Origin of the sequence: Pseudolactococcus insecticola, from assembly GCF_011170065.1 — a bacterium.
Taxonomy (GTDB): domain Bacteria; phylum Bacillota; class Bacilli; order Lactobacillales; family Streptococcaceae; genus Pseudolactococcus; species Pseudolactococcus insecticola.
The window spans coordinates 15,990-41,565 of the sequence record NZ_BLLH01000011.1 but is presented as its reverse complement, the minus strand read 5'-3'; the positions used below and the strand labels follow the sequence as shown (position 1 = coordinate 41,565).

The following is a 25,576-nucleotide window of genomic DNA, read 5'->3' as shown; positions in this document are numbered from 1 at the left end:
TCTTTTTTGCAAATTTTTGGCTAAAATCAGCTTATATCAATACGCATTTTTTTGTATGATTGTAGATAATAGATAAATAGAAAGCAGGGAAAATGGTACAAAAAATAGATTACTTACAGTATTTAAAGAAAATACAACCACTGTCTATACCATTTAAAGGCAGAGAAGAAATTATAAGAACGATGCGTTTTGTATTAAGGAAACCGAGTATGCCTAATGTTTTGTTATTGGCTGACGCAGGATCTGGTAAGACGACATTAGTACAACATGTAGCAACCATTGATACTGAAAGAGATTACTACGAGTTAGATATTGCAGGGGTTATTTCTGAGTATTCAATGTCAAAAATGATTGCGCATTTAAAAAGTATGTCGAGTTCTGGTGGAAGGGAAATTGTTGTTTTCATTGATGAATTTCATAGGATAGCAGACATTGATGCAACTTCATCAGAGGAGATGTTACAACTGTTAGCTCAAAACGGTATTTTCTTTAAAATTTCATTCATTACAGCAACTACGTCAAAATGGTTTTATGAAAAGCTCCAAAATAATGAACCTTTGGTACAACGTTTTACAAAAATTCAGTTGCCAGAGTTAAGCGATATTGAAACTATTGAGGTTTTGAAAAGTCGTGTTAAGCAATACGAACGAGATTATGATGTTTCAATTGACGAACAATTGCTTAAAGAAATAGTCGCAAATACCTCAAGGTATATGCCTGCGGATGCACAACCACGTAAATCAATAGGTATGTTAGACTCGCTTGTGGGTTATTACAGAGAGTTTCATGAACCAATATCGCATAAGACATTAGCAAAAATGTTTAAAGATAGTATTGGCGTAAATATTGATTTTAAAATAAATATTGAAAAAACATTTGATAATATTAAATCAAGAGTTTTCGGTCAAGATAACGCTTTAGAAGCGGTTAAAGATTGGCTTTATATAGCAGCTGCAGGTTTAAACGATTTGCATAGACCAATTGCAAGTTTCCTGTTTGTGGGTCCTACTGGGGTTGGTAAAACAGAATTTGCTAAAGCGATTGCTGAAGGTATGTATGGTAGTGAACGTGAGATGATTCGCTTTGATATGTCTGAATATCCACTCGGAGATGTTAATGCGAGTAATCGTTTTAGAGAAAAGCTCTCAAGAGAAGTCTCAGCGAAACCTTTTTCAGTTTTGCTGTTAGACGAGTTGGAAAAATCTGATAAAGCAGTTGTCAATTTGTTACTGCAAGTGTTGGATGATGCGAGACTTTCAGATGAATACGGTAGGACGATTTCTTTTAACAACGTTATTGTTATCATGACAACTAATACAGGTACTGAGGTATTTAGGGAAATTGCTAAAACTGTGGATGCAATTGATTATGATTCTACAACTGACCGAGCAAAAAAGAAGAAGTTACGTGATATTTCAATGCGTATTAATGGCAGTTTGATTGCTAATCCAATTTTTGAAACAGCTGTACTTGGTCGGGTTAATTCAATTGTTCCCTTTATGCCTTTAAAACGTGGTGTTTTAGTAGATATTATCAAAAATCAGCTTTCAGTTATTTCAGATTTGGTCAAAAGAAACACAGGAAAGAAACTCTATATAGATCATCGCTTTTATGTTTATTTTATAGTAGATGTTGCAAGTCGTGATACTGAAAGTGGTGGTGTTCGTGATGTCTTACGTATTGTTAATGCGGATATGACAGCATTTATTGCTCAAAATATTATTAACTTTCAAAACGATCTACCAAATAATTTTGAAATTGAATTAGGTGGTAGTGTTCGTTTTATGAATGATTCAAGTAATGAGGATAAATCAGAATTTTTGATAAAAGAAGTTTATTCGGAAAATGAGATAAGAATTGCTTCAAGAAATGTTGAACAATCTATTAAAGCAACGCTTGGAATGTCTATAAAAATTGATATAGAGGAGTTCCTATCAGACGTCTCTGCTTATATTAGAAAAGAAGATGTGGCTAATTTAGAAGAATTAATAGTTTCATTGTTATTATCCGATGTAGAAAATGGAATTGTTAAGCAAAAATATAAACTTGCTATTGCTTATGATAAGCGTTCTGATGAAGTAGCTTTGGAAAATTCGTTACAAATTGATGATATTGAGGAGTTAATCGAGAAAGACTTGATTACTTGGGGAAGAAGCGATAGCAAAATTGTATTAGAAAGCGAGTAATTAGTTTGACAAAAATAAATTCAGTAGATGGTCTCTTGCAAGAATTTGATGAGCAGACAAACGGAACAAAAAAAGTTAAAACAAAAAAAGTTAAAACAAAAAAAGATAAAACCAAAAAAGAAAAAAAGGTAAAAAACAAAAAAACAAAAAAAGTAAAAAGCGAAAATCAAGATGTGAAAGCTGTAAATAAAAATTCTGATGCAAGTGAGCAACAATCCGATAAGGGGGTTGTGTTGAAATATAGGTCACTATATTACTCTCATGATTTTAAGTCGCTTGTTAAACGTGAGTATGCAATAGAACTACTTGAAAAAGGTAAAAAGCGTTCGGTAATTATATACGTTAAAAATTGGTTTAAAGTGCTTAAAAGATTTATTTCAACAATTTCTGAATATGGTCTTTGGCAAACTTTTAAACATTTTAAAAGTGGTGTTGGCATAAAAAAGAACTATAAAAAGAGTTTGTATTTTAGATTTGGCGCAGTTTTTTTACTGTTTGCAGTCGCAATTACGATGAATTATCGTAAGTTTGAAGCAGATAAAGCAGCGTTAAGAAAAATTGAAGTTGTTCAAAGTAAACAAACATATGCCTTTAAAAATAGTTCAGATAATACATTTCATTTTTTAGCTGGTAACATTGTTAATAATAATAAATTAGCAGTAGCTGTTTTCAAATTTGATAGTGATAAAGTACGCTCATATAACGCAAACGATTATAAACTTTTGGTGACAAAAGGAAAGAATGCTGTTCAATCTTCTAAATTAAATTTAAAAGCAAAACTTGCATTTTATGGAACGTCAGGATATGGTGCTATTGTAATTCAATCTAACGGTTCAGAGACGTTGAGAAATCTTGAAAATATTAATATTTCAATATTCAATACTTCAATTTTATCTAAGATTGAAGCTAGAGACATGAATCTTAAACAATCAAATAAAGCACTTAAAGATCTATCATACGTAACTGTCCCAATGAATTTTGTTGCCAGTGGCTATGATAGTACTTTAAAAGGCAAAAATGATGTTTCTGTAGACGATTTTGCTAGATTCTATAAAGCATACGTGTCATTGTCAAATGATACAGAATATCTGAAAGATAGTAAAGCCTTAGCAAAAACAATCAAAGTTGACCGTGCAAAGCTAGATACTGCTAAGTCTTCTCTTGATACTTACGGTGTTAAACAGTTCCCAGAGTTATCTAACGGATATGTTGAAGGAAAAACGCCAAGCTTAGGCTATCAATTACCACTTGAAAATTTGACTAAAGTTGATTTATTAAAAGAACTTGGTTTTAGTAGTAATGCTGAATTATATAAATCATACGAGCAAATGAGCGCATCTATTCTTAATTCAGGTACTACTGATGATGCAAATTTATCCACTTATGATGATCTTGCAAATGACTTTAAATATCAAACAAGTTCTGGTAAATATTACCAACAAGACGATTCGTCTCAAGGATTGATTCAGAGTGATAAACCACAAGCGGTTGATGCAAATAAGATGGTAAAAACTGACTTGAATTATGATTCAATTTCTACTTTAGTTTCAAACTATAACAGTGCATATAAAGCTTTGATTTCGGATTATAACAAGTTATATCTTGATGTTAATATGAATAGATTAAAAGATTATTTATCTTTCTATACGTACGAAGATAACAATGCTATGAGTATAATTGATAGTAAAAACGTATCTATTCCAAGTAAGTGAGGGAAAAAATGAAAAAAAATCCAGTAGTTATCATTCTGTTGATTGTTTCACTGGTAGCTATTGCTGCTGTAACAGGCGTGATGACATATAAAAATATATCGTATTATGGCGATAAGAGTATTAAATCATGGCAAGCTAAATATAGCTCCGTAGAGAAGCAAGTAACAAAGCAAAAAGCTATTAATACATCTAAAGCGAATGATGAAAAGATTGTTACTAAAGATGAAACTGATGATTATTCTGATGTGGGATATGATTTAAAATATTTAGATGTTAAAACAATTAACGATAGAATGACTTCTCTGTATAATGATAAAAAAAGTAATGATATTAAAAACATAGAAGCACAGAAATTGTTTTCTCAAGCAGATACAAGCTTTAAATTTGATTCAGCATATAGTACAATTAGTAGTGCGAGTGGTGATGGATTTGAAGGTTTCGTCACTGTTAAATATTTTGCTTTTAAAACAGGAAGTGATACGTCTAAAAGTGATATGACGCCTAGTTATGACGTTTATGCTTTTAGTAGTGAAGATGGAAAAACATTAACTTATAGTTACCTTGGGACAAAAGTAAGTTAAAAGGAAGAGGAATTGATGAGTATTTTATTTTTAATTTTTATTATGATTGTCGTTTATGCAGTTATTTATCTGACAATGTTTGTTTTTAACGATGATTTAACAACTTTTTTTAAAATCATATTAGGTTTTCCATTAGCTGGTATGATTATTGCGGCAGGATTTATTTTCATTGATTCAACAATGAAAATAAAGAGTCCAGAAACAGATAAAACAATAGTAGTTGCACGTTCAGCATATGTAGATGATCTTGTAAAGGAGTATAATCAATCTAGTAATCAATTGATTGAGTTGAAATTAAAAAAAATTACCCCCAAAACTAAAATTGAAGTCAATCACTTAAAAGTTGCGAAAAAAGAAGTACCTCAAGAGGTGACAGATTTTGCGAATAAGATTATTGATTTAAACAGTACTTTTTATGATAATCTTCATAACAATGTTAAACCAATAATGTCTGATAAGATGAACGAAGAAAATAAATATCTGACAAGCGTTATTGGTAGTCGTTCTGTGATGGGTTCTTCAAACATCTTTACGCCAAATGATAAGTTTGATTATTCATTTAACAGTTCAGTAACGCCGTATAACCCAGATTTTCATTACAGTATTTCGATGAGTCAAGATGATTCTCCTGTAGGCATTTTGTATTTTTCTTTTGATAATAACACTAAAAAAATTAATATTGAAAACGTCGTTTGGACAAAATCTATTCAAGGATATGCCTTTTAGCTGAAAATAGGTGGATAAGTAAGATAAAAGTACCTTTAATCAGGTGCTTTTTTTTCGTATAATAATTTTTATATTTATCGAGATATGCAACAGAAAGGGGATAATATTATTGAATATTTCTAAAAAACGTATTGTTAGTATTAGTGCGGCAGTTTTAACTTTATTCGGGTTAGTAGGCTCTGCTCAAGTATTTGCTGAAAATACTAAATCTGATGCTGATACTTCAAATAGAAACTATAAGAGCTATCTTTATGATGATGGCACTTGTAGCATTTCTTCAAGTGATACTTCAAGTGATGCTGCCGATAGTGGTTCTAAAAACGGTTCTGCTTTAAGTGCTAAAATTGGTGCAAATTCTGCTAACGTTAAAACTTTTATTGAACGTGAAAAAGATAAAGGCTTTTCAGGCGCGAATTTAGCTGCGATGATAGCTATTGGTGCGCGTGAGTCTGGTTGGGATCCGAATGCTAATAATACTTCTGGTCAGGTTAAAGGTATCTTTCAGTGGGGTGCAGGCTCAATTAATGGTAATCGTTACGGCGATACTAAAGATACACTTGATTCACAACTTGATTTAATGGAAAAAGAGCTTAGTACTTCACACGCACAAGTACTTTTAGGGGGTTCATATAACGGGGATACCTATAAAGGTTTTGCAAATGCCCTAGACGATAAGACGGATTCTTTGATGAGCTGGTCAATTGGATTTGAAGGAGTTTCTTATAACGGAGATTCTCAAACAAATGTATCTGAAATAGAACAGTTTTATGATGATGCTTTTAGTTTATTCCCTGAGTTAAAATCTATTAAAGGGGATTCTGCTAAGTTGAAAGCTATGGTTAGTTCAGCAAGCTCTACTGCGACAGCTAATTCATCAGGTGGTCAGAATGGTTTATCTTCAGATAATTGTTCATCAGATTCTTCAGGAACTACTCCTGATGGAACAGGTGTTCATACAAGTCCTACTGGTACTCCTTGGCTTCCAGAAGATCTTCCAGCTGATGTTAAAAAATACATTATTGACCCAGCTAAATTAGGTATGTCTTTTGGAAGTTCTAAAGGTTGGACGTTAGCATCTACTGGTGGACAGTGTACAGACTTATCTCGTTCGTTTATGGTTCAATATTCTGGAAAAATGATTAGTGGTGCAACTGGTAATGGTGTAGAAGTAACGTCATCACCAATTCTACAAAATCTTTTTGGTACTAAGAAAACAGATGTACCTTCAAGTGTATCGGTATTCTCACAAGATACGGGTACTACTTTTGGACATACTGGTATTGTCGAACATGTTTATGCAAATGGAGATTTCTTAATTGTTGAACAAAACTATGTAGGTGTATCAGGAGATGATGCTGGCAAGCCTTATACTTGGGATTATAGAATTGTTCCTAAGGATCAGACAAGTAAGTATTCATTCTTGAAAGTTCCTGCCAAATGAAAAATATGGAAAATAAATGTGAGTGTGAAAGTAATGAAAAAACGAAAATTAGTAGCGGTTAGCTTTTTGGCAGCTGTAGCAGCAATGGGAATTTATGTGCAGTCAACTGTTTCCGCAAATGATGTAGGTTCTCAATCAGTATATCGGTTTTATAATTCTAAGTCAGGAGAAAATTTTTATACCGCAAATAATACAGAGTATAAAAGTCTAGTCGGCAATAGTAATTGGACTTATGAGGGTATTGGGTGGGTTGCTCCTGCTAGCTCGAAAATTCCTGTTTATCGCTTGTATAATAAAAAAAGTGGTGAACATCAATTTACAGCAAATCAAGCTACAAAAAATAGTTTGATTAAACAGGGATGGATATACGAAGGTGTTGGGTTCTATAGTGCAGAGAGCAAGAAAGTTCCTGTGTATCGAATTCACAACCAAAAGGTTGCCTCTGGGCTCCATATTTATACAGATGATACCATTGAACGAAAAAATCTTATCAAGGATAAATCTGTGTGGTTAGATGAGGGTGTGGCGTGGTCAGGAATTAAAAAAGGAAATATATCAACTGCAACAGTTAGCGAAGGAAAGTCGATAATTGCGACAAACGGAACCTTTGCAGATCCAACTGCAATCAGTGTGAATGATGTAACATACATGTATTCTACTAGTATAGGCACAAAGAAAATTCCACTCGCAATCATGGATCGTGATGGCGGTTATGAAATTAAGAAAGATGTATTAAATAGGTTGCCAAAATGGGCGAAGGGGAGTATTTGGGCGCCAAGTGTTAGTAAATTTAACGGAAAATACTATCTATATTTTTCGGTTACTGACAAGACAACAAACAAATTTCGGATAGGTGTTGCTACTTCTAATACCCCTGATGGCACATTTAGTGTTTCTGATGAGCCAGTGACAGCTATGGACGCTGCGGGTGGCGTAATTGACCCTTCAATTTATATTGAAAATGGGACACAATATTTGGCTTTTAAAAATGATGGTAATGCAGTTGGACAAGCAAGTAATCTCTATATTATAAAACTAACTGCAGCAGGTTCTCATACAACAGGTAGTTCTTATAAGATGATTTCAAATCTTAACGTAGAAAACCCTAATCCTAAATATAAAGGAAAAGCAGCTTATACAATTGAAGCACCTTACTTGGTTAAAGCACCTGATAACACTTATGTATTGTTCTTCGCAGGAAATTCATATGCGCAACTTGATTATTTTACAGGCTATGCAACATCAAAAAGTTTGCTTGGTGCTTATAAATATCAAAATACAGTTTTTACGTCAGAAAAAACAAATAATAAAATACAAGGTCCTGGCGGGACAGAAGTGCTAATAAGTGATAAAGGCGAAAAAATGCTTTATCTACATGGTTGGGTGAATTATAATAAAACAGACTCAACTAAAAGACGTATCACTTATGGTGTACCCTTTTCTTGGCAGTCAGGGCATGTGCCATATGTTAATGTGAAGTGAGGAATTCGAAAATGAAAAAAATAAAGATGATAATAAAAAAAATTAAGAATTGGATAGAATCGCCAATTTTCATTGATGATTATGATGAATACTTAGAATCGTTAGATGTGTTATGATTATTTTGACTAAACAATGGAAACTAATCAGGTGTGTTGGTATTTTAGCTTTAGCTGTCATAATTGGAGCAATGCAGCATGGCAACACTAATAATCATAGCAAATCAAGTCCATATAGAGTATGTGCTGACTCGATTGCAGATAAAACTGGTGCACGGCTGCGAACTCCGTATCAAAGTGGTTCAGCGTCCCTATACAACCAGTTATTGACTGATAACGTTACAGCGACACTTGATTTTTCAGGTAAAGTACCTGCAGATGTTACGAAAAACGGCGTCTATTTCAAAATTTGGTCTGAAAGCAAAGGACAAGACGATGTTTTTTGGTACAAAGGTGTCAAAAACGCTTCTAATGGTTATGTTGCTATGATAGATGCAATGAAGCACCTTACCTCAGGAAATGTCACTGTACAAGCCTATACAGGCGATAAAAAACGGTTGATAATCAGTGATACATATGCAAATGGAACAATCAAAACAGCAAGTGACATACAGACAGCAATTAATGCAACTAAATCAGGTGGGACAACTGTTTTGTCAGGTATTTATCGTTTGGATGGCTCAAGTATCTATATGGCGTCAAATAAGAAAGTTGATGCTAGGAATGCAGTATTTATCGGTTCTGGGTACATGTCAGCCGTTAATGCCAGCAATATTTCGTGGAATGGCGGGACATTCATCAGACGTAACGACAGTGATCCAGTGAATCGAACCAGTAGTAGCATTTTAGTTTTTCCAATTTGGAACTCAGATCATCTTAACTTCACTAATATGTCCTTCATTCACAATGGCATAGATAGCCATATGTTTGACCTCATGGGCGCGTCCTATGTTACTTTTTCAGGAATGACTTTTAAGGGGTATCACCCGTTAGCCAATTCCTTTGTGACAAACCAATTAGTGCATACTTATTATGCTGAAAGTGTTCAAGTAGATTTTGCAACAGCAGCCTCTGCTGGGGGTACTATCTTTGACAAGATAATTGCTCCAAAAGGTGGAAAAGAAACAGGTGCCCCAAGTCATCACATTACAATGCAAAATTCGACTTTCACAGATTACAACGTCTGGGGGCGACCGTATGAGAAGATGAAAAATCCAATGGGAAACCACAATAATCCGAATCCAGCACTAAACGGTGCCCCATTACCAGGGAAAAGCAAAGGAATCGGTTGGACTCACGATATATTAGTACAAAATATTAAGTGGAATCCAAAAGTAGGAGTTCCATTACCAAGTGGCTATAAGACATTCATGTTTCCAGGCGCTTATAACGTGACGTTGCGATGAATCATAGAAAATTATTATAGGCGAGCGAAAAACCCCTCATTTCAATGGGGGGATGTAAGCATGCACTAGACTGATGTTCATTTCTTGCTAGCAGGTCGTCCACTCGCTGCTTTCTGAGTCCTTTGGTTTTTAATATAGTTTGCGACAGTATCACGTGACATATCGCCTAGTGTACTCATGAAATAGCTATTTGACCAAAGATGACCACCCCAGAGCTTTTGTTTAGTTTCAGGAAAAGCTGTAAACCATAGACGTGCTGAGGTACCTTTGAAAGATTTAACTATACTGGTAGGTGCATACTTAGGTTTGAAACTGATTAACATATGAACATGGTCTGGCATGACTTCTAAATTTTCAATCTTCACCTCATTGTTTTTTGCAATATCGTAAAGTATTGTCTTCATCTTTAAGACTTGCTCTGGCGTTTCAAAAATAGAACGACGATATTTAGTTACCCAAACTAAATGAAAATGAAAATTATAAACGTAGCCACGTTCATGAATTGGTTCTCTTTTCTTTGACAAACGTAATCACCTACACGACATCTTTTAAATGGCATGCGCTTTCTTTTTGGTTATTATATGATATAATAAAGTATACCATACGAAAGGAGAAAAAAGCAAATGCAAAAATTGAAAGCTTTCAAATTACGGCTATATCCCAATGCTTCACAAAGAGAACAGATTGATATTACAATCAATCATTCACGCTATGTTTGGAATGAAATGCTTGAGATGCAAAAAGCTCGCTATAAGAATAACAAAAATGCTAAATTCATTAATACGTTTGGCATGAATAGCTTATTGACTGTTTTAAAGCAAGAGTTGAAATGGCTTAATGAAGCAGATAGCACAGCTTTGCAAGAAACAAATCAACAGCTTAACGACGCCTATAAACGCTTTTTCAAGAAATTAGGCGGGCACCCACACTTTAAATCTCGCAAGTTTGGGCGTAAGTCCTACACTACCAAGATGGGTATGAGCTTAATTGATGACAAACATCTTAAACTAGCTAAATTAGGCGCAGTGTATTTCAAGGCTAAGGCTATTCCAAATGGAAAAATAAAACGAGTCACAGTACGTATTAGTCCAACAGGGAAATACTATGCCATGGTCTTAGCTGAAACAGAAATTAAGCCTTACGACACAACTGGTAAGTCGGTTGGTGTAGACCTCGGTTTAGCTGATTTAGCTATTCAATCAGACGAATACAAACTACCTAATATTCGTTTTGATAAACAGTTAGCTAAAAAGAAACTTTACTGGGAGGTACGATTAGCTAGACGACGTAACAGGGCAATACAAGTGATACACAACACAAAAAAATTGACTGGGCAGGAATTGACACTTGATGATTTTAGCAACTATGCGAGAGCCAAGCATATGATTGCTAAATACTCGGAAAAGATTGCCAATCAACGATTAGACTACTTGCATAAGTACACCACACAATTAGTCAAAAACTACGACGTGATTGCCATTGAAAAACTTCAAGCAAGCAAAATGATGAAAAATCATAAACTTGCACGGGCAATCGCCAACGCGTCATGGTATAAATTGAGCGAGATGTTGGCTTATAAAACTGAATGGTATTGCAAAACGTTAATAAAAATCGACCCGAGTTATACAACTCAAGTCGACTATGAAACGCAAGAAGTCATAAAACATGACTTGTCTGTTCGCAAATACACTAATAGTTTTGGACATCTAATTGATCGGGATATAAACGCAGCCAAAAACATTTTGGAATGGGCGTCAGACCCAGAAAAACACGCTGTTATTTTGGAACAAATTTCAAGAAACAAAACACGCGTTACAAAAGCGTAAAAACTTGTATAGGCAGGAATTGCCTTTGGTTAATAGCCGTAACCTCTGCACTTCTTTTAGAGAAGTGTAAGTCAGCGGTGTTCCCAGAAACCCGTTTTTTCAAAGACGGGTGATTCATAGGCTAAAAGTGACTTAATAGGGTCACTTTTTTTAGATATAATTAAAACAATCAAAATTAAGGTGGTAGATAGTGGCTAGAGTAAAGATTCCTTTCAGTAAAGGCAAAGAAGATGAAGTAAAAGATATTCCAAATGCGAATAAAAAACTTTTAGATAGATATTATTATGCTTGGCATGATTTTATGAATATGGGCGTTCTTGAAGGTGGTGTTAAGGTAACAATACCAGTTATAGGTACTACAAAAATGTTACCAATAAGAAATTTAGCAATTGCTGTAGGCTATTTTGTTATTGCATATGTTTTATTTCAAATTCCATTTACTAGATCAATTTTATTTTCATCACTTTTAGGAACAATTTTTATCGTTTTAACGTTGATTGCTTTGTATATTTTTACAATTCTTCCGAAAATTGATAATAAAAACGCTTTTACACAAACAAGATTGTTTGCACAAGCTGATGCTAATCCCAAACTTATTGAAGCTGACGATTTTAATTTAATGATTAAGTCCGTTGGTGCTGGCAAAAATGAAGGAATTCTTTCTTCTAATGGATCAGTATATGCCGTTTTTGAAGTGTATGGTAATTTTTCAAATTTCAATGAAGATATGATTAACGAAATGTCGCTTACAAATGGTGTAAATTTCTTTGATGCTATGAAGAAAAGAAATATTGATATTTTAACAGCAATTGCACCTATGGACGTTGTTGATAATTTAGCGGCGTTTGATGAACGTTCTCAAGATAAAAATGTTAAGCAAGCAGTAGAGAACTATGAAGTCCTCGGTATGCTTAGAGATACGTCAAGACGTGTTATTTCTGATTACGTTGGGAAAGAAGTCAAGGTAATTCGTCAATATTTAGTTATTTCATCAACGCAGTTGCAGTCTTTGCATGATGCTATTGATTTTCTTTTAGGTGGTCAATATGTTGGAAAAAATAAAATTTTTCTTGAAGCAAAAATGATGAATTCACTGGAAGTGAAAAGGTTTTTTGAGAAAAATTCTTATGAAATTTCTTTGTAGAAAGATAGAAAGTTGGTTTGATGGATGAGTATATTGAATAGAAAAAATAAAACGAATAAAAAAGTGTTCACTCGTTATGCGGTAGTTGTCTTGCCATTGAGTATTATTACTATTTGCGGTCCATTATATGGACACGAGAAGTCACAGGAAAAAATGTCTGCGGTACACGCGAGAGAAATTAAAGCTGAAAGAGTATCTCAAAGAAAGTTGGCAGATACATATGTATATCTTGCTCAAAAGTCGGATTATAAAGAAAAATTGCTTTCGTATAATATGGAAGTTGCTGAAAAACAAGCACAAGTAGCTAAGCAAGTACAGACAGCCAAACAAGCACAAGCAGCTAAGCAAGTACAGGCAGTTAAACTAGCACAAACAGCTAAACATGCACAAACAACTACACAAGCAGCTAACCAAGTACAAGCTGAAGAAAATTCGGTACCACTTGAGAGTTCTCAAACAACAAATGCTACAAATACTGTAACTTCTAGTGCAACACAAGCAACTCAAAAAGTTATTATTCCAAATACAGGCAAAGCTATTGTTTCAGGTGCAAGTGCTTCGGCGGTAACACAATACAGCCATACTGAAAATGGGCATTATGAAGGACAATACTACAACATTAACGCTTCACAGCCAACTATTGTGAAGACTTCGGGTGGTACAACAGTGAGCGGTACAATTTCACGATTAAACAGTATTGGCTTAGAAAAAGGCTCAATTGTTCTCAATTATAACTTAAACTTTGACGGTAACGGGAACTATGTTAGTGGCGAAGTGAACAGTTCAGGATATGTCAGTGCAAGCATCAACTTGGCTTCTGGTCAGAATTATACAGGACAAACCACAAATTTCATTTCAACAAGTGGTGGTCACGCAGGATCTGGATCCTACATATATCCAATTATTGCAACTATGTCATTAAGATAATCTATAAAATATAATATTATTAAAAAATATAAGAAAGCAGGTGATTTAATTATAATGATACATATGCAATCAAAAGATATTGCTAAGGTGGTAGCTGGTGGCCTGCTAATTACTGCTGGTGCAATTGGTACAGTAGTATACGTTGGACAAAATCCTAATAAACAACTTTCAAGTGGTACACATAAGCAAATATCAAAAAAAACAACGACGACATCTTCTGAAAAGAAAGGCTTGATACCAGAGATTTCAGTTGATAAGAAAATGCGTGAGGATTATAGTAAAGATACTTCTGCGTCTAAAAGTGTTTCAGAAAGTAAAGCTAAACAAGCAAGCATTGATGAATCTAATAAAGAACTTGAATCTGCCGATAAAGGCACTGTTAAAAACATTGGTATATTGCCTAAAGCAGCAAGAACAACAGCTGCTGCCGATGATACTTTGCCTAATACTGGAACTGAAAAGACATCTGAAAACAAATCATCAACTATACGCATTCAATATGTACCTACTATATATAAAAAGATTGGTGAAGGATTAACTGCTAGTGAAATTACTAATAGCATTATCAATGCGGATACAAAAGAATCTTTAGCAAAGTATGTTACATTAAAGGGATCTTATATTAAGGAAGTTGCTGGAACATATGATATGAATTTTATAGTGTCTATGACAGGTATTCAAGATTTCAAAGGCTCAATTAAAGTTATCTATGGTAATGCTTCCTCCGCAGCAGTTGCGCCACAATCAGCAGTTGCAGCACAATCTCAACAAACTAAGGCTAAAACTATTTCAAATACTGCTAGTGTCTCTGCAGCAGCCTTTAGACAAGCAGGGCGCATAAATCAAAACGGCATCTCTTATACGTACTACAATTTGCCGATGGCAGGTATACAAACTATTGCAGCAAGCAAAGGACACACGCTGGCAGTAGATGGTGATGGTGTGTGGCGTGATGAGGAAGGCTATGTTGTTGTCGCATATGGCATGGGTGAAAAACGTTTCACAACAATAGATACACCTCTAGGCATGGGCAGAGTTTATGATTCTTGTCCAGCAGGCGCTGCTGATATTGCTGTGACTTGGTAAGAGGATAATTATATGGACGTGTTTATAAGTAATACATTTTCTACAAAAGAATCAGGATCAGTTAAACCTGCAAAATTTGTTGATGATTATATGGCACGGGAAGATTTAGGAGAGGTCGGAGAACCTCTTTTAGATTATCACGCGCATATAGACTTAGAATCTGGCGTAGTTGAAGAAGCGCAAGTATATGATAAACTGACTACACCTATTGATGACTTTTTAGACTTGTATCTAAGTGACGGTATAGCCTTCACTAATGAGAAACTATCTGTAAATGATGAAGAAGTAGAAGAGGTCGCAAATGATATACAAGCGGCTTATGACAATCATCATACATTGAATCGTTTTGTTATTTCGTTTGACAATGATGCACTACTGAAACTTAATCTCATCAATAAAACAAAATCTGATGAAGAATTTAAAAATAAAGTCGCAAGAAAACAGTTTTTAAATAAAGCTGATCAGCTTAAGCTAAGATTAGCTATACAGAAGTCTATGCAGACGTTTCTTGAAGAAGCAGGCTATCAGTCTCCTAAGATGGTTGGTGTGTTACAAATGGATACGAATCACTTGCACTGTCATTTAGCAGTAATTGACGAAAATTTTTCTCCAAAACGTTTAGTTAAATACAATGGTAAGTTTGAAGAAAAAGGTTCGATTAAATTATCTTTACTAGATAATATTAGAAGTAATGTTTTGGATAATTTGATAGGAATGGAACGTATTAATCCTATAAGCCAGAATTTTGGTGATATAGCTGAACGTAGTGAAGAAAATAAAGAAATAGAACTTGACGATAGGACGTTTGCGGTGCTACATGAAGATGAAATTTTTAGTAGATTATTTCTAAAAGTTGTAAATGAGTCAATCATAAATGATGAACTTAAATTAAACAAGGGTCAAGAAAAAGAATTAGTTTCAAATAAGGAATTAATTGAAACTCTATCAAAAACGATAGAGTTTATCGGAATAAATAAGTTAACTGCTAATCACGCGCATATCTTTAATAAAATGCTTGAAAGCAATCTTCAAGATTTGGCTTTAGGAAAAATTGAAGATGAAACTATAGGTAATATTTTTAAAACTGACGATAAGGAATTAAATTATTTACAAGTCGAAGAATGGTTTGTCAAAAAAACGCTTGAATTATATCCTGGGAGCAAACTTGAAAGTAGTCTTGAAGAAAGTTATGTCGATGCGGTAGATAAAGAAATTATTTCAAGTAATATCCATAAAGAAATACTTGAGATGGCGCAAGAAGATGAACGTAAAGAAAAAGGGAAATCGAAAACTTTAGATTTAGAGGGCCATCCAACAACTAAACTTAAAGAGCATGACGCTTTAAGCAGGTGGCGGAAGATGACGTCAGTCGTTAAGCGAGAGATTGTAGATAACCTTCAAATAAAACCTTATGAAAAATTCTTGAAGCAAGTCCATAAGGGTTTTAGCAGATTTAAGCCTGTAGATGATAGCTTACAATCTTATGATGAAGTTGCTTTCTTGACACCCATAGTTTATAGAAAGTCCTCGCATTATGCTAAAGATACCCTTTCAGATACACCTGACAAGGTGAGTGATAAGACTAATGAAAAAGAAGTTATTGATGGATTATACTGGCGTATGATACATCAAAACGTGCCTATTATATTAAGTAATCAGTTGAAACTTTTGAGGGATACTTTAAATCGTGCTCAACGTAAGCTGAAAGATTTTACAAAAGAACGGTACGAAAGAATTTTTTCAACAAAAAAAATTGATGAAACTGCCTTAAAGCAGGAAGTGTTTGAGAGGTTGTATAATAAAGCTTATAAGATAGACATTGATAGTGAATCTTTAGTTAGCTCTGATGAGATAGATTTTGCTAAAAGTTATTATGAAAGTAACAATAAAAAACTTTTGACTGAAAGCCAGACGCTTGAGCTTACAGATAAACTTTCAACTGTCGCGCGTGAGTTTACAGCTTTAGCAAATGTTTCAGGTGATCCTAAAGTGATTAACTTTAAAAAAATACTTGAATCTATCAAGGAAGATAAACTTAATGCTGATTTTTTATCAGATAATACAAAAACTGTTCTTGCAGCTGCGCTTGTTAATGATTTTTTTATCACTTTATCTATCAATGCTCTTGAAAACGGTGACTTTGAAAAACGTTTAACACAATTATCAATAGATGTACTGGGTGATGAACTTGTAAGTGACTTTAGCGAAAGCCGTCATTTATTGAGCTCAGAAAATAATCGAAATCGGTTGGACAGTGCTAAGGCACAATTTGACAAAAGAAAAGGTAGCAGTGAAGATACAAACGAAAAACCTCGCCTTGCAAACATTAGTCCAGAAATTGACCTATGAGCTGAAAAATCAGTTGTTCTGAAATTCCGAACAACTGATTTTTTCATTTTCATTAATAGTGGTTGAAAGTGTCTTTTTTAAAAAAAATGTTCTGGTAAAATAAGCAGTAATAACATTAAAATTGAAAAAAGGATAACTAACAGATGGTCTCTTTATTTAAAAAACAAGATATTGAAAAAACTCCTAACGAGTTAATCGTAGAGCGCGTGATTAACACAACATTAAATGGTGAATCTGATGAAGAAAATGGATCTGATAAAAAAGCTAAAAAAGCTAAAATAAAAAAAGATAAACCAAAGAAAGATAAGCAATCTAAAGGATTTGGCTTGCTTGGTAAGAAAAAAGAAAAACAAAATTCTGATGTTGATTTATTAGCTGGAGAACCAGAGGTTGGTGATAAACCCGAGGTTTTATCTTCATATGGTTTTAAAGCTTCCAACTTAGAGTATAAATTTGAAAATGCGATTAAAGAAATTACTGAAAGAACGTTAGATGAATATTCTTTAGTTGAAACAACTGATTATATTCCGCTAATTATCTTTAAACTAGACGAAAATTCGTTTGAAAGAGCAAACGGTTCACTAAATGCTAATGCTATTAACTTAATCAAACAAAAATACTTCATTCCTTTGGATTGGTATCAAGCGGGAATTAACCAAGTAGCAGTAATTTTAAGTGATTCTTTTACCAAAAATTTAAACTTGATTTTTAAAGATTTAGTCAACATTAAAGCTGTTTTAGGTGTTGCAGAAGACTTCCAAATTTATGAGTTGGATCAAGTTATTGACGTTGATTATTTAAATAACCTATCCGAAAATGTAGTTAATAACGAAAATGCTACTTTTAGTTATGATTCAAAAGAGGATCGCTGGGATATTGTTATTGTTGGTGATGACAATAATGTAGTAGTAGATGAAGCCGTGCAACAACCTGCTTTGAGTGTTGTGCCAGATCCTGTTAGTGAAGAAGTTCTTCCTATAATTGATGATATTGATGATGACTTTGAAGTTGTAATTGATGAGCCAGAGGAATCCGCTGTCAATAGCAATTCAGTAGATATTGAACAACTAAAAGCAGAAGTTGAAACGCAAGTGAGAGCTGAAAAAGAACATGAAATTGAACAGCTAAAAGCAGAAGAAAATGAAAAGATTAACCAAGTCTTAGTAGAAGAAGCGCAAAAGAGAAGTGCACTCGAAGTTGAACTGATTGCAAAAGAAGATGCTTTGCGTGCTAAGGAAGCTGAAATAAGTCGTGAGAAAGAAGTACGTGATGCTGAACTTGAAGCGATGAAACTTAGAATTGCTGAGCTAGAGAAAAAAGACGAATCGCCAGTAGTAAGTGAAATAGCAGAAACGGAAATAGAACCTTCTGAATCATTTGATGATGATTTGAAAGATGAGTTTGAAGATGAATTGGAAATGTTATTGGCTGATGCCGAAGAATCTGTTCTAAAAGTTGAAACTGAACCTGTGCAAGAAACTATCCAGGAAGAACCCGAAGAACTTGTACAAGTACTCATCCAAGAACCTATCCAGGAAGAATCTGAGGAAACTGATTCTGATTTGGCTGATAGTACTTCTAGTGATAATTCTAACGTTGACTTAGCTAATCCGTTGGCGTTTGATAATATGCCTGAAGAACAAGTGAAAGCTTTGTTCGAGCAAATGGCTCTTAAAGCAGGTTATGATTTGTCTTTGATGCAATCAGTGGACAGTTCAGGTAATATAATTGGTAAAACAGAAACAATTGATATTTCCGAAGTATTTGATGAAGAAGATTATCTTGCGTCTGTTCCTAGCCATATGTCAGGATATAAGGATGTTCTTGTAGAAGATGCTAAAGCATTCGTTACAGAACTTATTAAAGAAAATCCAACTTCTTCTTCGGATGATCTGAAAGAAACGTTTAATAGAACGACAGCAGAATTATTTGTGGGTATTGAAGAAGCTAAATCAGGTATGGATAATGATGTTATTGAACTAACACAAAATGGATTTCCAACCTATCTGACTGAAGCTTTGAAATATTCGATAGATGAGCAAGAACGATTTTCTATTGAAACTTCTAAAGAGGAGTATGAGTCACTTATTTCAAAGTATCGAAAAAAATATTTGGATAGTACAAAGGAATATGATAAAGACTATAGAGTTAAGTTTGATGATCTAGTTAAGAGACAAGATAGTATTGCTGAGGAATACTTTCAAGACCATCTTCAAGTTGCTTTAGAACGTCTTAAAGAAGAAAGTAATGCTTATGTTCAAGCTAAGTTAGATGTAACTCGATTAGATCGAGATAGACATGCAAGAAAAATGCAACGCTATTACTCAGAAATGCTTAAAGATGACACTTTGGCATTGCGTAAGGGCGTTGTAAGAATGATTATTAAACGTCAATATGATGCTGATGCTGCTAAAAAAATAGAATAGAATCTGCTATAAATAGATAGGATTAGTAATGGCAAGCAAAAAAGTAACGATAAGTGTTGATGAAACGTTATTTAACCGTGTGAAAATTATTAACGGGAAGGAACAAACATTTTCTGGTCTAATCGAACATTTATTAACTCTTTACGTAGACAATAAGATAAATGAGCATGATGATATGAATTTTGAGTTAATCTATCATAGGTTAAACCAGTTGCTGGGTTTGAATAAAATGCAGCTTGATATTTTGCTAGAAAGGACAGAAGATGGTTGAAATGGATGATTTGCTGAAAAATGCAAATGTTGCTGATATGTTGAAGGGTTTTAATATTAACAGTGATTCTCTAGTTAAGTCTAAAGATGATGATACTGAATTAGAATCCTTAGGTACTAAAACTGATCAGAAGATTGACTTAGACCCAATTGATACTATTGTAGACTCTGAAACAGAAGTATCTAGCAGTGTTATTGACGGGCAAGATACTGAAATAGAATCAGATAATAATGTAGTAGAACCTGAAACTAAACAGGAAATTCAATTTACAGAAGCTCAACTAGAAGAAATTTACGCGCCACTAATTTTTACTGAAACAGTCATTGCCCGTAACGTTGAACATAAAGATAGACGCGATGACATAAGTAAACTAGATTCAGATGAATTAGATAGCAAAGAAGATAGCATTGATGAGACTAGACAGGATAATCGTATTCGTTCAAATTTTGTTTCAAAAACTATCATAAGAGACCTTTTAAAAAAAGTTGTTAAAGACTTTGAAAGAAAACGTTCTGAGATTTACATTGAAAGTAATTATCAAGATTTTACCTTTAAGGATACTTTTCAGTTGTCAACCTTTAGCAATTCTGTAGATAAGCTAAGTGATGGCCAAGTCTACGATCTGTATATTTTACAATCCGTTTCAAAAAAAGATGCTGAAAAGATTGCTAAAGACTTGTATCAGACAAAAAAATCTGCTGGTGAGTTAGCGTTTATTTTAATTGAGTTATTACAGGCTTTCCGTCAAGATGAATCTAAAGAAAAGGCTGAAAGTGATACTATCAATAAACAGCTTAATGATAAACTTGATAAACTGATAGCAAGTTCAGCAAAGCAAGAGGAGGTATCAGGTAAACTTTTAGGCAAAACGCAAGTGACTTTAAATCTGGCAGAAGCGCTGGGCATTTCTACAACGGCTATTTTAGTGTCGGCTTTGGGTAACTTTAATGAAAGTGGCCAATTGATTGACGGTGATGGCGATTTGATGAGTGATATTGATATGCTAAATAACATGAAGATAGTATCTGGTCTAAACGTTGTTGATGAGTACAATAAACAAACCTACGAGGACGTCCGTAAACGTGGCGTAACGATTGGTAAAGATAAGGAACGTAGAAAGTAGTAGATATATTGAAACAAGTCTCTACCAACGCATACAAAACCAAATTACTCCCCTAATCAGCTTGGTTTTGTTCTGGATTATTGAAAATAATTTTTAAGCATTCCCAATAATTTTAAATAATTTACAAAGATTTGAACTAGGCAAAGAGGGGAGGGGGCTTGGATTTAAAAATAGAAGATAAAGTCAGTAGCTTTTAGTTGCATGATATTTTTTCTGTTTCCTTCTTTCATATGATATAATTAAACCATGCTTAAGAAAATAACTTAAGCATGGCTTTTTGCCTTAGTTAAAAATCATAAGAAAGCGAATCTCATAGATGGCTGACTCAAAATTCATTCCTCAAGAACAGAACCCTCAAAATTTTCCTTTTGATTCTCCTCAAGAATTGGCTCATTTAGCGACCTCTGCTGGATTATCTGTTAAGGCATATATGCAGCTGTATTTTGATAATTTGTATGAAGCGCAAACTAATTACTGGTACACAGCAAAGCGTTTTAGAGCAAAAATTGAGTACGTGTCTGGTGAAAGAAATAATGCAGGTTTAACGACATTCACAATTCATTATTATTATGGTAATGATTACGAAAAAAAATCTGAAGTCAGGATCATTGGCGTGCAGGAAGATAATAACATACACGGTACCTTAGACATAGGAAAACGTGCTAAAGAGCTTTCTCAGCGCACTTTAGGAACATCTCTCCAAGAGACTCCCGAGGTGTACCTTGTTCAAGCATATGCGAAGAACCGCTATCAGAATATCATTGATGTCATGACAGTAGAAGAAGCACCGAAAGGAAAATAATCAAAAATATGATACCTTATCTTAACCAGTATGTTGACTATCTACTTGATACTGGCATGGAACAAAACAGTATTGACTACTATACTAAGTCCCTTTTTAGATTGTTGTCACGCGCGCGTGACTTAAATGTGCTGTTTGCTAAAACCAATGATCCTAGGAAAATTACCGAGGAAGACTGGGCTATTATTTTCGAGGAAATACAATACATGTACGCTCCAGGCACCTTTAATAAATTTCATACAATCGTTAATAGTTACTACAAGTTTCTATTAGTAGAGTTGCGCCTTAATGTCCCTCCATTAAGTTGGACTATTGACAAAAAGAAACTCGATAAACTTATAAAATACCCTGAGTATGACTGGCAGGAATTAACCGAAAAAGTTATTTTAGATGATTCTTTTGATGATTCTGAAAAAGCAATCTTTTTGTTCATTTCTAAAGGGTTGACTCGGACACAGATATTAGCTGGTACACGTGATTTAGGCGACTATATACCCTATTCTAATATAGAACGTAACTTTATTCATGACCTAAAAGAAAAGCTTTCAGACGTGCCTGTATACATTACTGAAGGTGTCATGGTTGTGTCAAAGCGAGAAAAAAAGAAACCTCAAAGGGCTGCTATCAATAAAATGCTTGCAGGTGTTCTTAAAACCCTTGGTATTACAGAAAAAAGCGGTACATTGACCTCTGATGCTAGAATCTACAACGCCTTAATCAACGATTGGGGTGCGCGTGAAATTGAGGATAACTACAATTTAGTTGCTAATCTGGAAACTAACAGAGAAGTGCTGAAAGAAGTAGCTAAAAGAAAAAATAGCAAAAAACACCTGTTATAGTCTATCACCCGTTTTTTCAAAGACGGGTGATTTATAATAAGACAGGTGTTTTTGAAATTTTTGTTGAGAATAGAGATTGTGGTAAAATTTTCTCCAGTATTTCTAATAGATGTTCGATGTAGTCAATTCTCTTTGTGCATTCGCTTACTACTTTTAATAATGATAGGCACTCTATAACGGTTATCGTGGCATGTGCATCTTTTGTTTTATGAAGATTATCCATTTGATCTATTACTAAATATTTTTTGTTGTACAGATTTTCTTGGACGTTGATGTAATGATTGATTTGTTTCTTTTTGTTGTATTTATAATTTCTTAGCTTATCAATTTTTTGGTAGTTTAGTTTGAATTTCATTTTTATTTTATCTCCGTTTGTTTCTTATGATGCTGTAAAAATCTCATATATTCGAGTATGTTTGTGGTAGCTTTTGCAAAATGATTGTTATTAAGCAGAAATCCCATGTTTTTCAACGGCATGTTTTTAACTGTAATCACAAAAGCATATTCTGGTTCTGTATTGAAATCTTTTCGATTTTTGTTATAATATTTTTTTCCTTTGTCATTTAACAATTTTTCAACTTCCTCAAAACTTTCCAAGTTTTCAATGATAGTCAAAAAATCAAATTTAGGATCTTCAAATATGTTTCCATTATTTTCTATGAAGATTATTTCCATTTGACATAGTGTACTTTCTTCTTGTAGCAAAACATTTGTATTGTTGATGTATGTTTGTAGCTTTTTTGATGGTTCACCATGTTTATCAATATTATAAGTTAATATTTGTTTATTGTTTTTATCGCGAGTGATGAGAAATTTATCTTTGGTAGCAAAAATGTAAATTTCTGTTGTATTTTTTTTCATGATTACCCTTTATTAACCTTTTAGTGAAAATTTAAAATATAATCTGTTCAAGTTCAACTTTTAACAGATCCGCTAGTATTATTGCTTGATTAACGTTAGGTGTAGATCTTGAATTTTCCCAGTTCAAAATTGTGTTTGGAGAAACGCTAAGCGCAATCGCTAAATCTTTTTGGGTTATTTTTTTTTCTTTACGCCATTCTTTCAGTGATAATTTAATGATAATATTCAACTCCTTTCTTATAAAATTATTAAACTGCTATTTTTAGAAAATCACTATAGTTGTATTATATACAACTATTTGTATTTTGTAAAGAGCAAAGTTATATTTTTTATAACTACAAACTCAAAATATTGTATTTATTTGCAACAACATAGATAGATATTATTGTATAATATTATTATGACTAAAATAACATTGGAACAAAGAGAAATATTTAAAGTAAATTTTCGGCATTATGTTACAAATACAGATATGACAACAAAAAAATTTGCGGAAGATTTAGACTATAGCTATACATCTGTTAGAAACTGGTGGAATGGGGACAGAATTCCTCAAAAGAAAGCTTTGGAAGATTTAGCAGATTATTTTAACATTACTGTTGATGATTTTTTTTCAGATAATACTTTTGATGAAAAAGATCCATTGGCAAGTGAGTTGGCAATGAATTTTTCGAAATTAAATGTAGAAAATAAGAAAAAAATCATACAAAAAACTCTTGATCTGTTAGCAAATCAAGAGAATTCTAAAGACGTACTTAGTGAAAGAATTGTTGCTTATCCTTTTGAGTATCGAACTAAGGTAGCAGCTGGCTTGGGATATGGTTACGATGATTTAGATAGTGATATAGCTTATATTAATTTTGATCCTGACGAGCTGGGACGTTATGATTTTGCTACTATGGTATCTGGTGATTCTATGGAACCAGAATATCATGATGGAGATATAGTTCTTCTAAGAGATTTAGGCTTTAAAAACTTTTCTGGAGAGGTTGTTGTTATTGTAATTAATGACAAAAGTTTCCTTAAAAAAGTTTATTTAGAAAAAAATCAATTACGTCTTGTGTCAATTAACAAGAAATATGACGATATTCTGTTTGATTTTCCGCCTGATGAAGATACCCATATTAAGATTTTTTCAGTTGTTGATTCTTTTGCAACGTTGAAAACTCGATATTGAGTATCAAGAAATTTTTACGCGATTTATGGTATAATTGATAGGCAACGGATAAGTGTTTTCTAGGTTTAGGACATCAAGCAAATTTTATCCAATGAGTTGCAGGAGAGAGGACAATTTTTGTCCTCTCTTTTTTTTGCGACAAATTGTGCTCACTTGTCCCTGTTTTTTCCAAAAGAAATCAAAATACCAATTGACATAGTCGCATAAAAAGGCTAAAATAAAAATTAAGCTTCAAGCTTACCTGAGCAAAATTGTGTAGGTTTGGTAACTAAAAACTAGACGAGGTAGAAAATATGCAAAGAAAACTGGAACGGGTTAATCATGGACTTAGTTGCAACTGTAACAGAATGCGTGAGACAGTAGTTATTGATGGCGTAGAAATCGTTAGCGAGTACACAGTTGACGAAGAACACGGAAACGAGCTATCTGAAGAAACTTGGCGTATGATCTTGTCTCAAATTAATGCAAAAAAAACTGAAGTGAGTGCAGGTAAATAATATGACTATAGCGGAAAACATTAAGAAACTGCGCAAAGAAAAAAATTTACTACAGAAAGAAGTGGCAGAAATAATCGGTGTCACAAGACCTGCATACAGTTATTGGGAAAAAGGTACTTATTTGCCAACAGAAGACAAGTTAGAGAGCTTGTCCAAACTGTTTGAAGTAGATGTAGCAGATATTACTCAAGATGATAAGGTAGAGCTAAATGGCCTCTATGACGAGTTGTCAAAGAATAATAAAGAGAAGACCTTGACGTATGTCAATAAGCTTCACAGAGAACAAACGCAAAACCAGAGCACACCAATCAAGCTATTCCCGGTCAACGTCTACGAAAAACTTTCAGCTGGTACAGGGTTTAATTATTTTGATGATGGATCATTTGAGACTGTGTACACAGAGAAGGAGTTTCGGTACGACTTTGCCTCATGGATTAACGGAGACTCAATGGAGCCAGAATTCCCAAATGGTAATGTTGCGCTAATAAGAGATATTCCATTTGACATCAACGGAGAAGTATATGCTGTTGACTGGGACGGGCAGACTTACATCAAGAAAGTCTATAAAGAAGATTCTGGGCTTCGGCTTGTGTCCCTTAACAAGAAATACAAAGACAAATTTGCGCCTTTTGATGAGCAGCCACGAGTCATTGGCAAAATTGTTGGTAATTTTGCGCCAATCGACAACTCACGCGCATAGAGATCCATCATACACCTC

Annotated in this window: 24 protein-coding genes; 20 read left to right on the top strand and 4 right to left on the bottom strand. The window is 33.9% G+C overall.

The features are described 5' to 3' along the window. Window positions 1–92 precede the first annotated feature (92 nt). The 7 genes from Hs20B_RS08615 to Hs20B_RS08585 all read left to right on the top strand — a co-directional run bounded on the left by Hs20B_RS08615 (window position 93) and on the right by Hs20B_RS08585 (window position 9,530). The gene (locus tag Hs20B_RS08615; protein ID WP_172357567.1) at window positions 93–2,186 is read left to right on the top strand and encodes an AAA family ATPase; all 2,094 of its coding nucleotides are present in this window, start codon (window positions 93–95) and stop codon (window positions 2,184–2,186) included. A gap of 5 nt (window positions 2,187–2,191) precedes the next feature. Then, complete coding sequence (locus Hs20B_RS08610) at window positions 2,192–3,898, top strand: hypothetical protein (protein ID WP_172357565.1); 1,707 nt, start codon at window positions 2,192–2,194, stop codon at window positions 3,896–3,898. 8 nt (window positions 3,899–3,906) lie between these two features. Next, complete coding sequence (locus Hs20B_RS08605) at window positions 3,907–4,479, top strand: hypothetical protein (protein WP_172357563.1); 573 nt, start codon at window positions 3,907–3,909, stop codon at window positions 4,477–4,479. A 15-nt stretch (window positions 4,480–4,494) separates the two neighbouring features. Beyond that, entirely contained in the window at window positions 4,495–5,205 is a 711-nt protein-coding gene (locus tag Hs20B_RS08600; protein WP_172357561.1) for a hypothetical protein, read from the top strand. Window positions 5,206–5,314: 109 nt separating this feature from the next. Further along, window positions 5,315–6,646, top strand: coding sequence for a phage tail tip lysozyme (locus Hs20B_RS08595; RefSeq protein WP_172357559.1), 1,332 nt, complete (start codon window positions 5,315–5,317; stop codon window positions 6,644–6,646). A 33-nt stretch (window positions 6,647–6,679) separates the two neighbouring features. Beyond that, window positions 6,680–8,128 carry a family 43 glycosylhydrolase gene (locus Hs20B_RS08590; RefSeq protein WP_228407538.1) on the top strand — a complete coding sequence of 483 codons (1,449 nt, stop codon included), beginning with the start codon at window positions 6,680–6,682 and terminating at the stop codon, window positions 8,126–8,128. 322 nt (window positions 8,129–8,450) lie between these two features. After that, the gene (locus Hs20B_RS08585; protein WP_172357555.1) at window positions 8,451–9,530 is read left to right on the top strand and encodes a GBS Bsp-like repeat-containing protein; all 1,080 of its coding nucleotides are present in this window, start codon (window positions 8,451–8,453) and stop codon (window positions 9,528–9,530) included. Between the two features lie 77 nt (window positions 9,531–9,607). Here Hs20B_RS08585 and tnpA read toward each other — a convergent pair whose 3' ends face one another. Further along, complete coding sequence (gene tnpA, locus Hs20B_RS08580; protein WP_172357553.1) at window positions 9,608–10,054, bottom strand: IS200/IS605 family transposase; 447 nt, start codon at window positions 10,052–10,054, stop codon at window positions 9,608–9,610. Window positions 10,055–10,153: 99 nt separating this feature from the next. Between tnpA and Hs20B_RS08575 the strand changes: the two genes are divergently transcribed. The 10 genes from Hs20B_RS08575 (at window position 10,154) to Hs20B_RS08530 (ending at window position 22,323) form a co-directional block, all read left to right on the top strand. Next, window positions 10,154–11,356 carry a transposase gene (locus Hs20B_RS08575; protein ID WP_228407534.1) on the top strand — a complete coding sequence of 401 codons (1,203 nt, stop codon included), beginning with the start codon at window positions 10,154–10,156 and terminating at the stop codon, window positions 11,354–11,356. Between the two features lie 190 nt (window positions 11,357–11,546). Then, on the top strand, window positions 11,547–12,500 hold the full coding sequence (locus tag Hs20B_RS08570) for a hypothetical protein (RefSeq protein WP_172357551.1): 954 nt from the start codon (window positions 11,547–11,549) through the stop codon (window positions 12,498–12,500). A gap of 33 nt (window positions 12,501–12,533) precedes the next feature. Beyond that, a complete protein-coding gene (locus Hs20B_RS08565; RefSeq protein WP_172357549.1) occupies window positions 12,534–13,427 on the top strand; it encodes a hypothetical protein in 894 nt (297 codons plus the stop codon). A gap of 54 nt (window positions 13,428–13,481) precedes the next feature. Beyond that, complete coding sequence (locus Hs20B_RS08560) at window positions 13,482–14,513, top strand: hypothetical protein (RefSeq protein WP_172357547.1); 1,032 nt, start codon at window positions 13,482–13,484, stop codon at window positions 14,511–14,513. Window positions 14,514–14,525: 12 nt separating this feature from the next. Continuing rightward, a complete protein-coding gene (mobL, locus tag Hs20B_RS08555; RefSeq protein WP_172357545.1) occupies window positions 14,526–16,862 on the top strand; it encodes a relaxase MobL in 2,337 nt (778 codons plus the stop codon). 143 nt (window positions 16,863–17,005) lie between these two features. Next, window positions 17,006–19,288: a hypothetical protein gene (locus Hs20B_RS08550; RefSeq protein ID WP_172357543.1), complete on the top strand. Its 2,283-nt coding sequence runs from the start codon at window positions 17,006–17,008 to the stop codon at window positions 19,286–19,288. Window positions 19,289–19,316: 28 nt separating this feature from the next. Beyond that, entirely contained in the window at window positions 19,317–19,559 is a 243-nt protein-coding gene (locus tag Hs20B_RS08545; protein ID WP_172357541.1) for a hypothetical protein, read from the top strand. Then, window positions 19,552–20,682: a hypothetical protein gene (locus Hs20B_RS08540; protein WP_172357539.1), complete on the top strand. Its 1,131-nt coding sequence runs from the start codon at window positions 19,552–19,554 to the stop codon at window positions 20,680–20,682. The genes Hs20B_RS08545 and Hs20B_RS08540 overlap by 8 nt, the downstream gene beginning before the upstream one ends. Window positions 20,683–20,998: 316 nt before the next feature. Next, window positions 20,999–21,484, top strand: coding sequence for a hypothetical protein (locus Hs20B_RS08535; protein ID WP_172357537.1), 486 nt, complete (start codon window positions 20,999–21,001; stop codon window positions 21,482–21,484). An 8-nt stretch (window positions 21,485–21,492) separates the two neighbouring features. Further along, window positions 21,493–22,323, top strand: coding sequence for a hypothetical protein (locus Hs20B_RS08530; RefSeq protein WP_172357535.1), 831 nt, complete (start codon window positions 21,493–21,495; stop codon window positions 22,321–22,323). Window positions 22,324–22,354: 31 nt separating this feature from the next. Here the strand turns inward: Hs20B_RS08530 and Hs20B_RS08525 are convergent, their stop codons facing one another. From Hs20B_RS08525 to Hs20B_RS08515, 3 genes are read right to left on the bottom strand one after another with little or no spacing between them, the layout of a single operon-like run. Continuing rightward, window positions 22,355–22,678, bottom strand: coding sequence for a hypothetical protein (locus Hs20B_RS08525; protein ID WP_172357533.1), 324 nt, complete (start codon window positions 22,676–22,678; stop codon window positions 22,355–22,357). A 2-nt stretch (window positions 22,679–22,680) separates the two neighbouring features. Continuing rightward, window positions 22,681–23,184, bottom strand: a complete 504-nt coding sequence (locus tag Hs20B_RS08520; protein WP_172357531.1) for a hypothetical protein — start codon at window positions 23,182–23,184, stop codon at window positions 22,681–22,683. A gap of 31 nt (window positions 23,185–23,215) precedes the next feature. Next, a complete protein-coding gene (locus tag Hs20B_RS08515; RefSeq protein WP_172357529.1) occupies window positions 23,216–23,413 on the bottom strand; it encodes a helix-turn-helix transcriptional regulator in 198 nt (65 codons plus the stop codon). A gap of 171 nt (window positions 23,414–23,584) precedes the next feature. Here Hs20B_RS08515 and Hs20B_RS08510 point away from each other — a divergent pair, with 171 nt between their 5' ends. The 3 genes from Hs20B_RS08510 (at window position 23,585) to Hs20B_RS08500 (ending at window position 25,558) form a co-directional block, all read left to right on the top strand. Then, window positions 23,585–24,361, top strand: a complete 777-nt coding sequence (locus tag Hs20B_RS08510; RefSeq protein WP_172357527.1) for an XRE family transcriptional regulator — start codon at window positions 23,585–23,587, stop codon at window positions 24,359–24,361. Window positions 24,362–24,708: 347 nt separating this feature from the next. Beyond that, the gene (locus Hs20B_RS08505) at window positions 24,709–24,858 is read left to right on the top strand and encodes a hypothetical protein (protein ID WP_172357525.1); all 150 of its coding nucleotides are present in this window, start codon (window positions 24,709–24,711) and stop codon (window positions 24,856–24,858) included. Window position 24,859: 1 nt separating this feature from the next. Beyond that, window positions 24,860–25,558, top strand: coding sequence for an XRE family transcriptional regulator (locus Hs20B_RS08500; RefSeq protein WP_172357523.1), 699 nt, complete (start codon window positions 24,860–24,862; stop codon window positions 25,556–25,558). Window positions 25,559–25,576 lie beyond the last annotated feature (18 nt).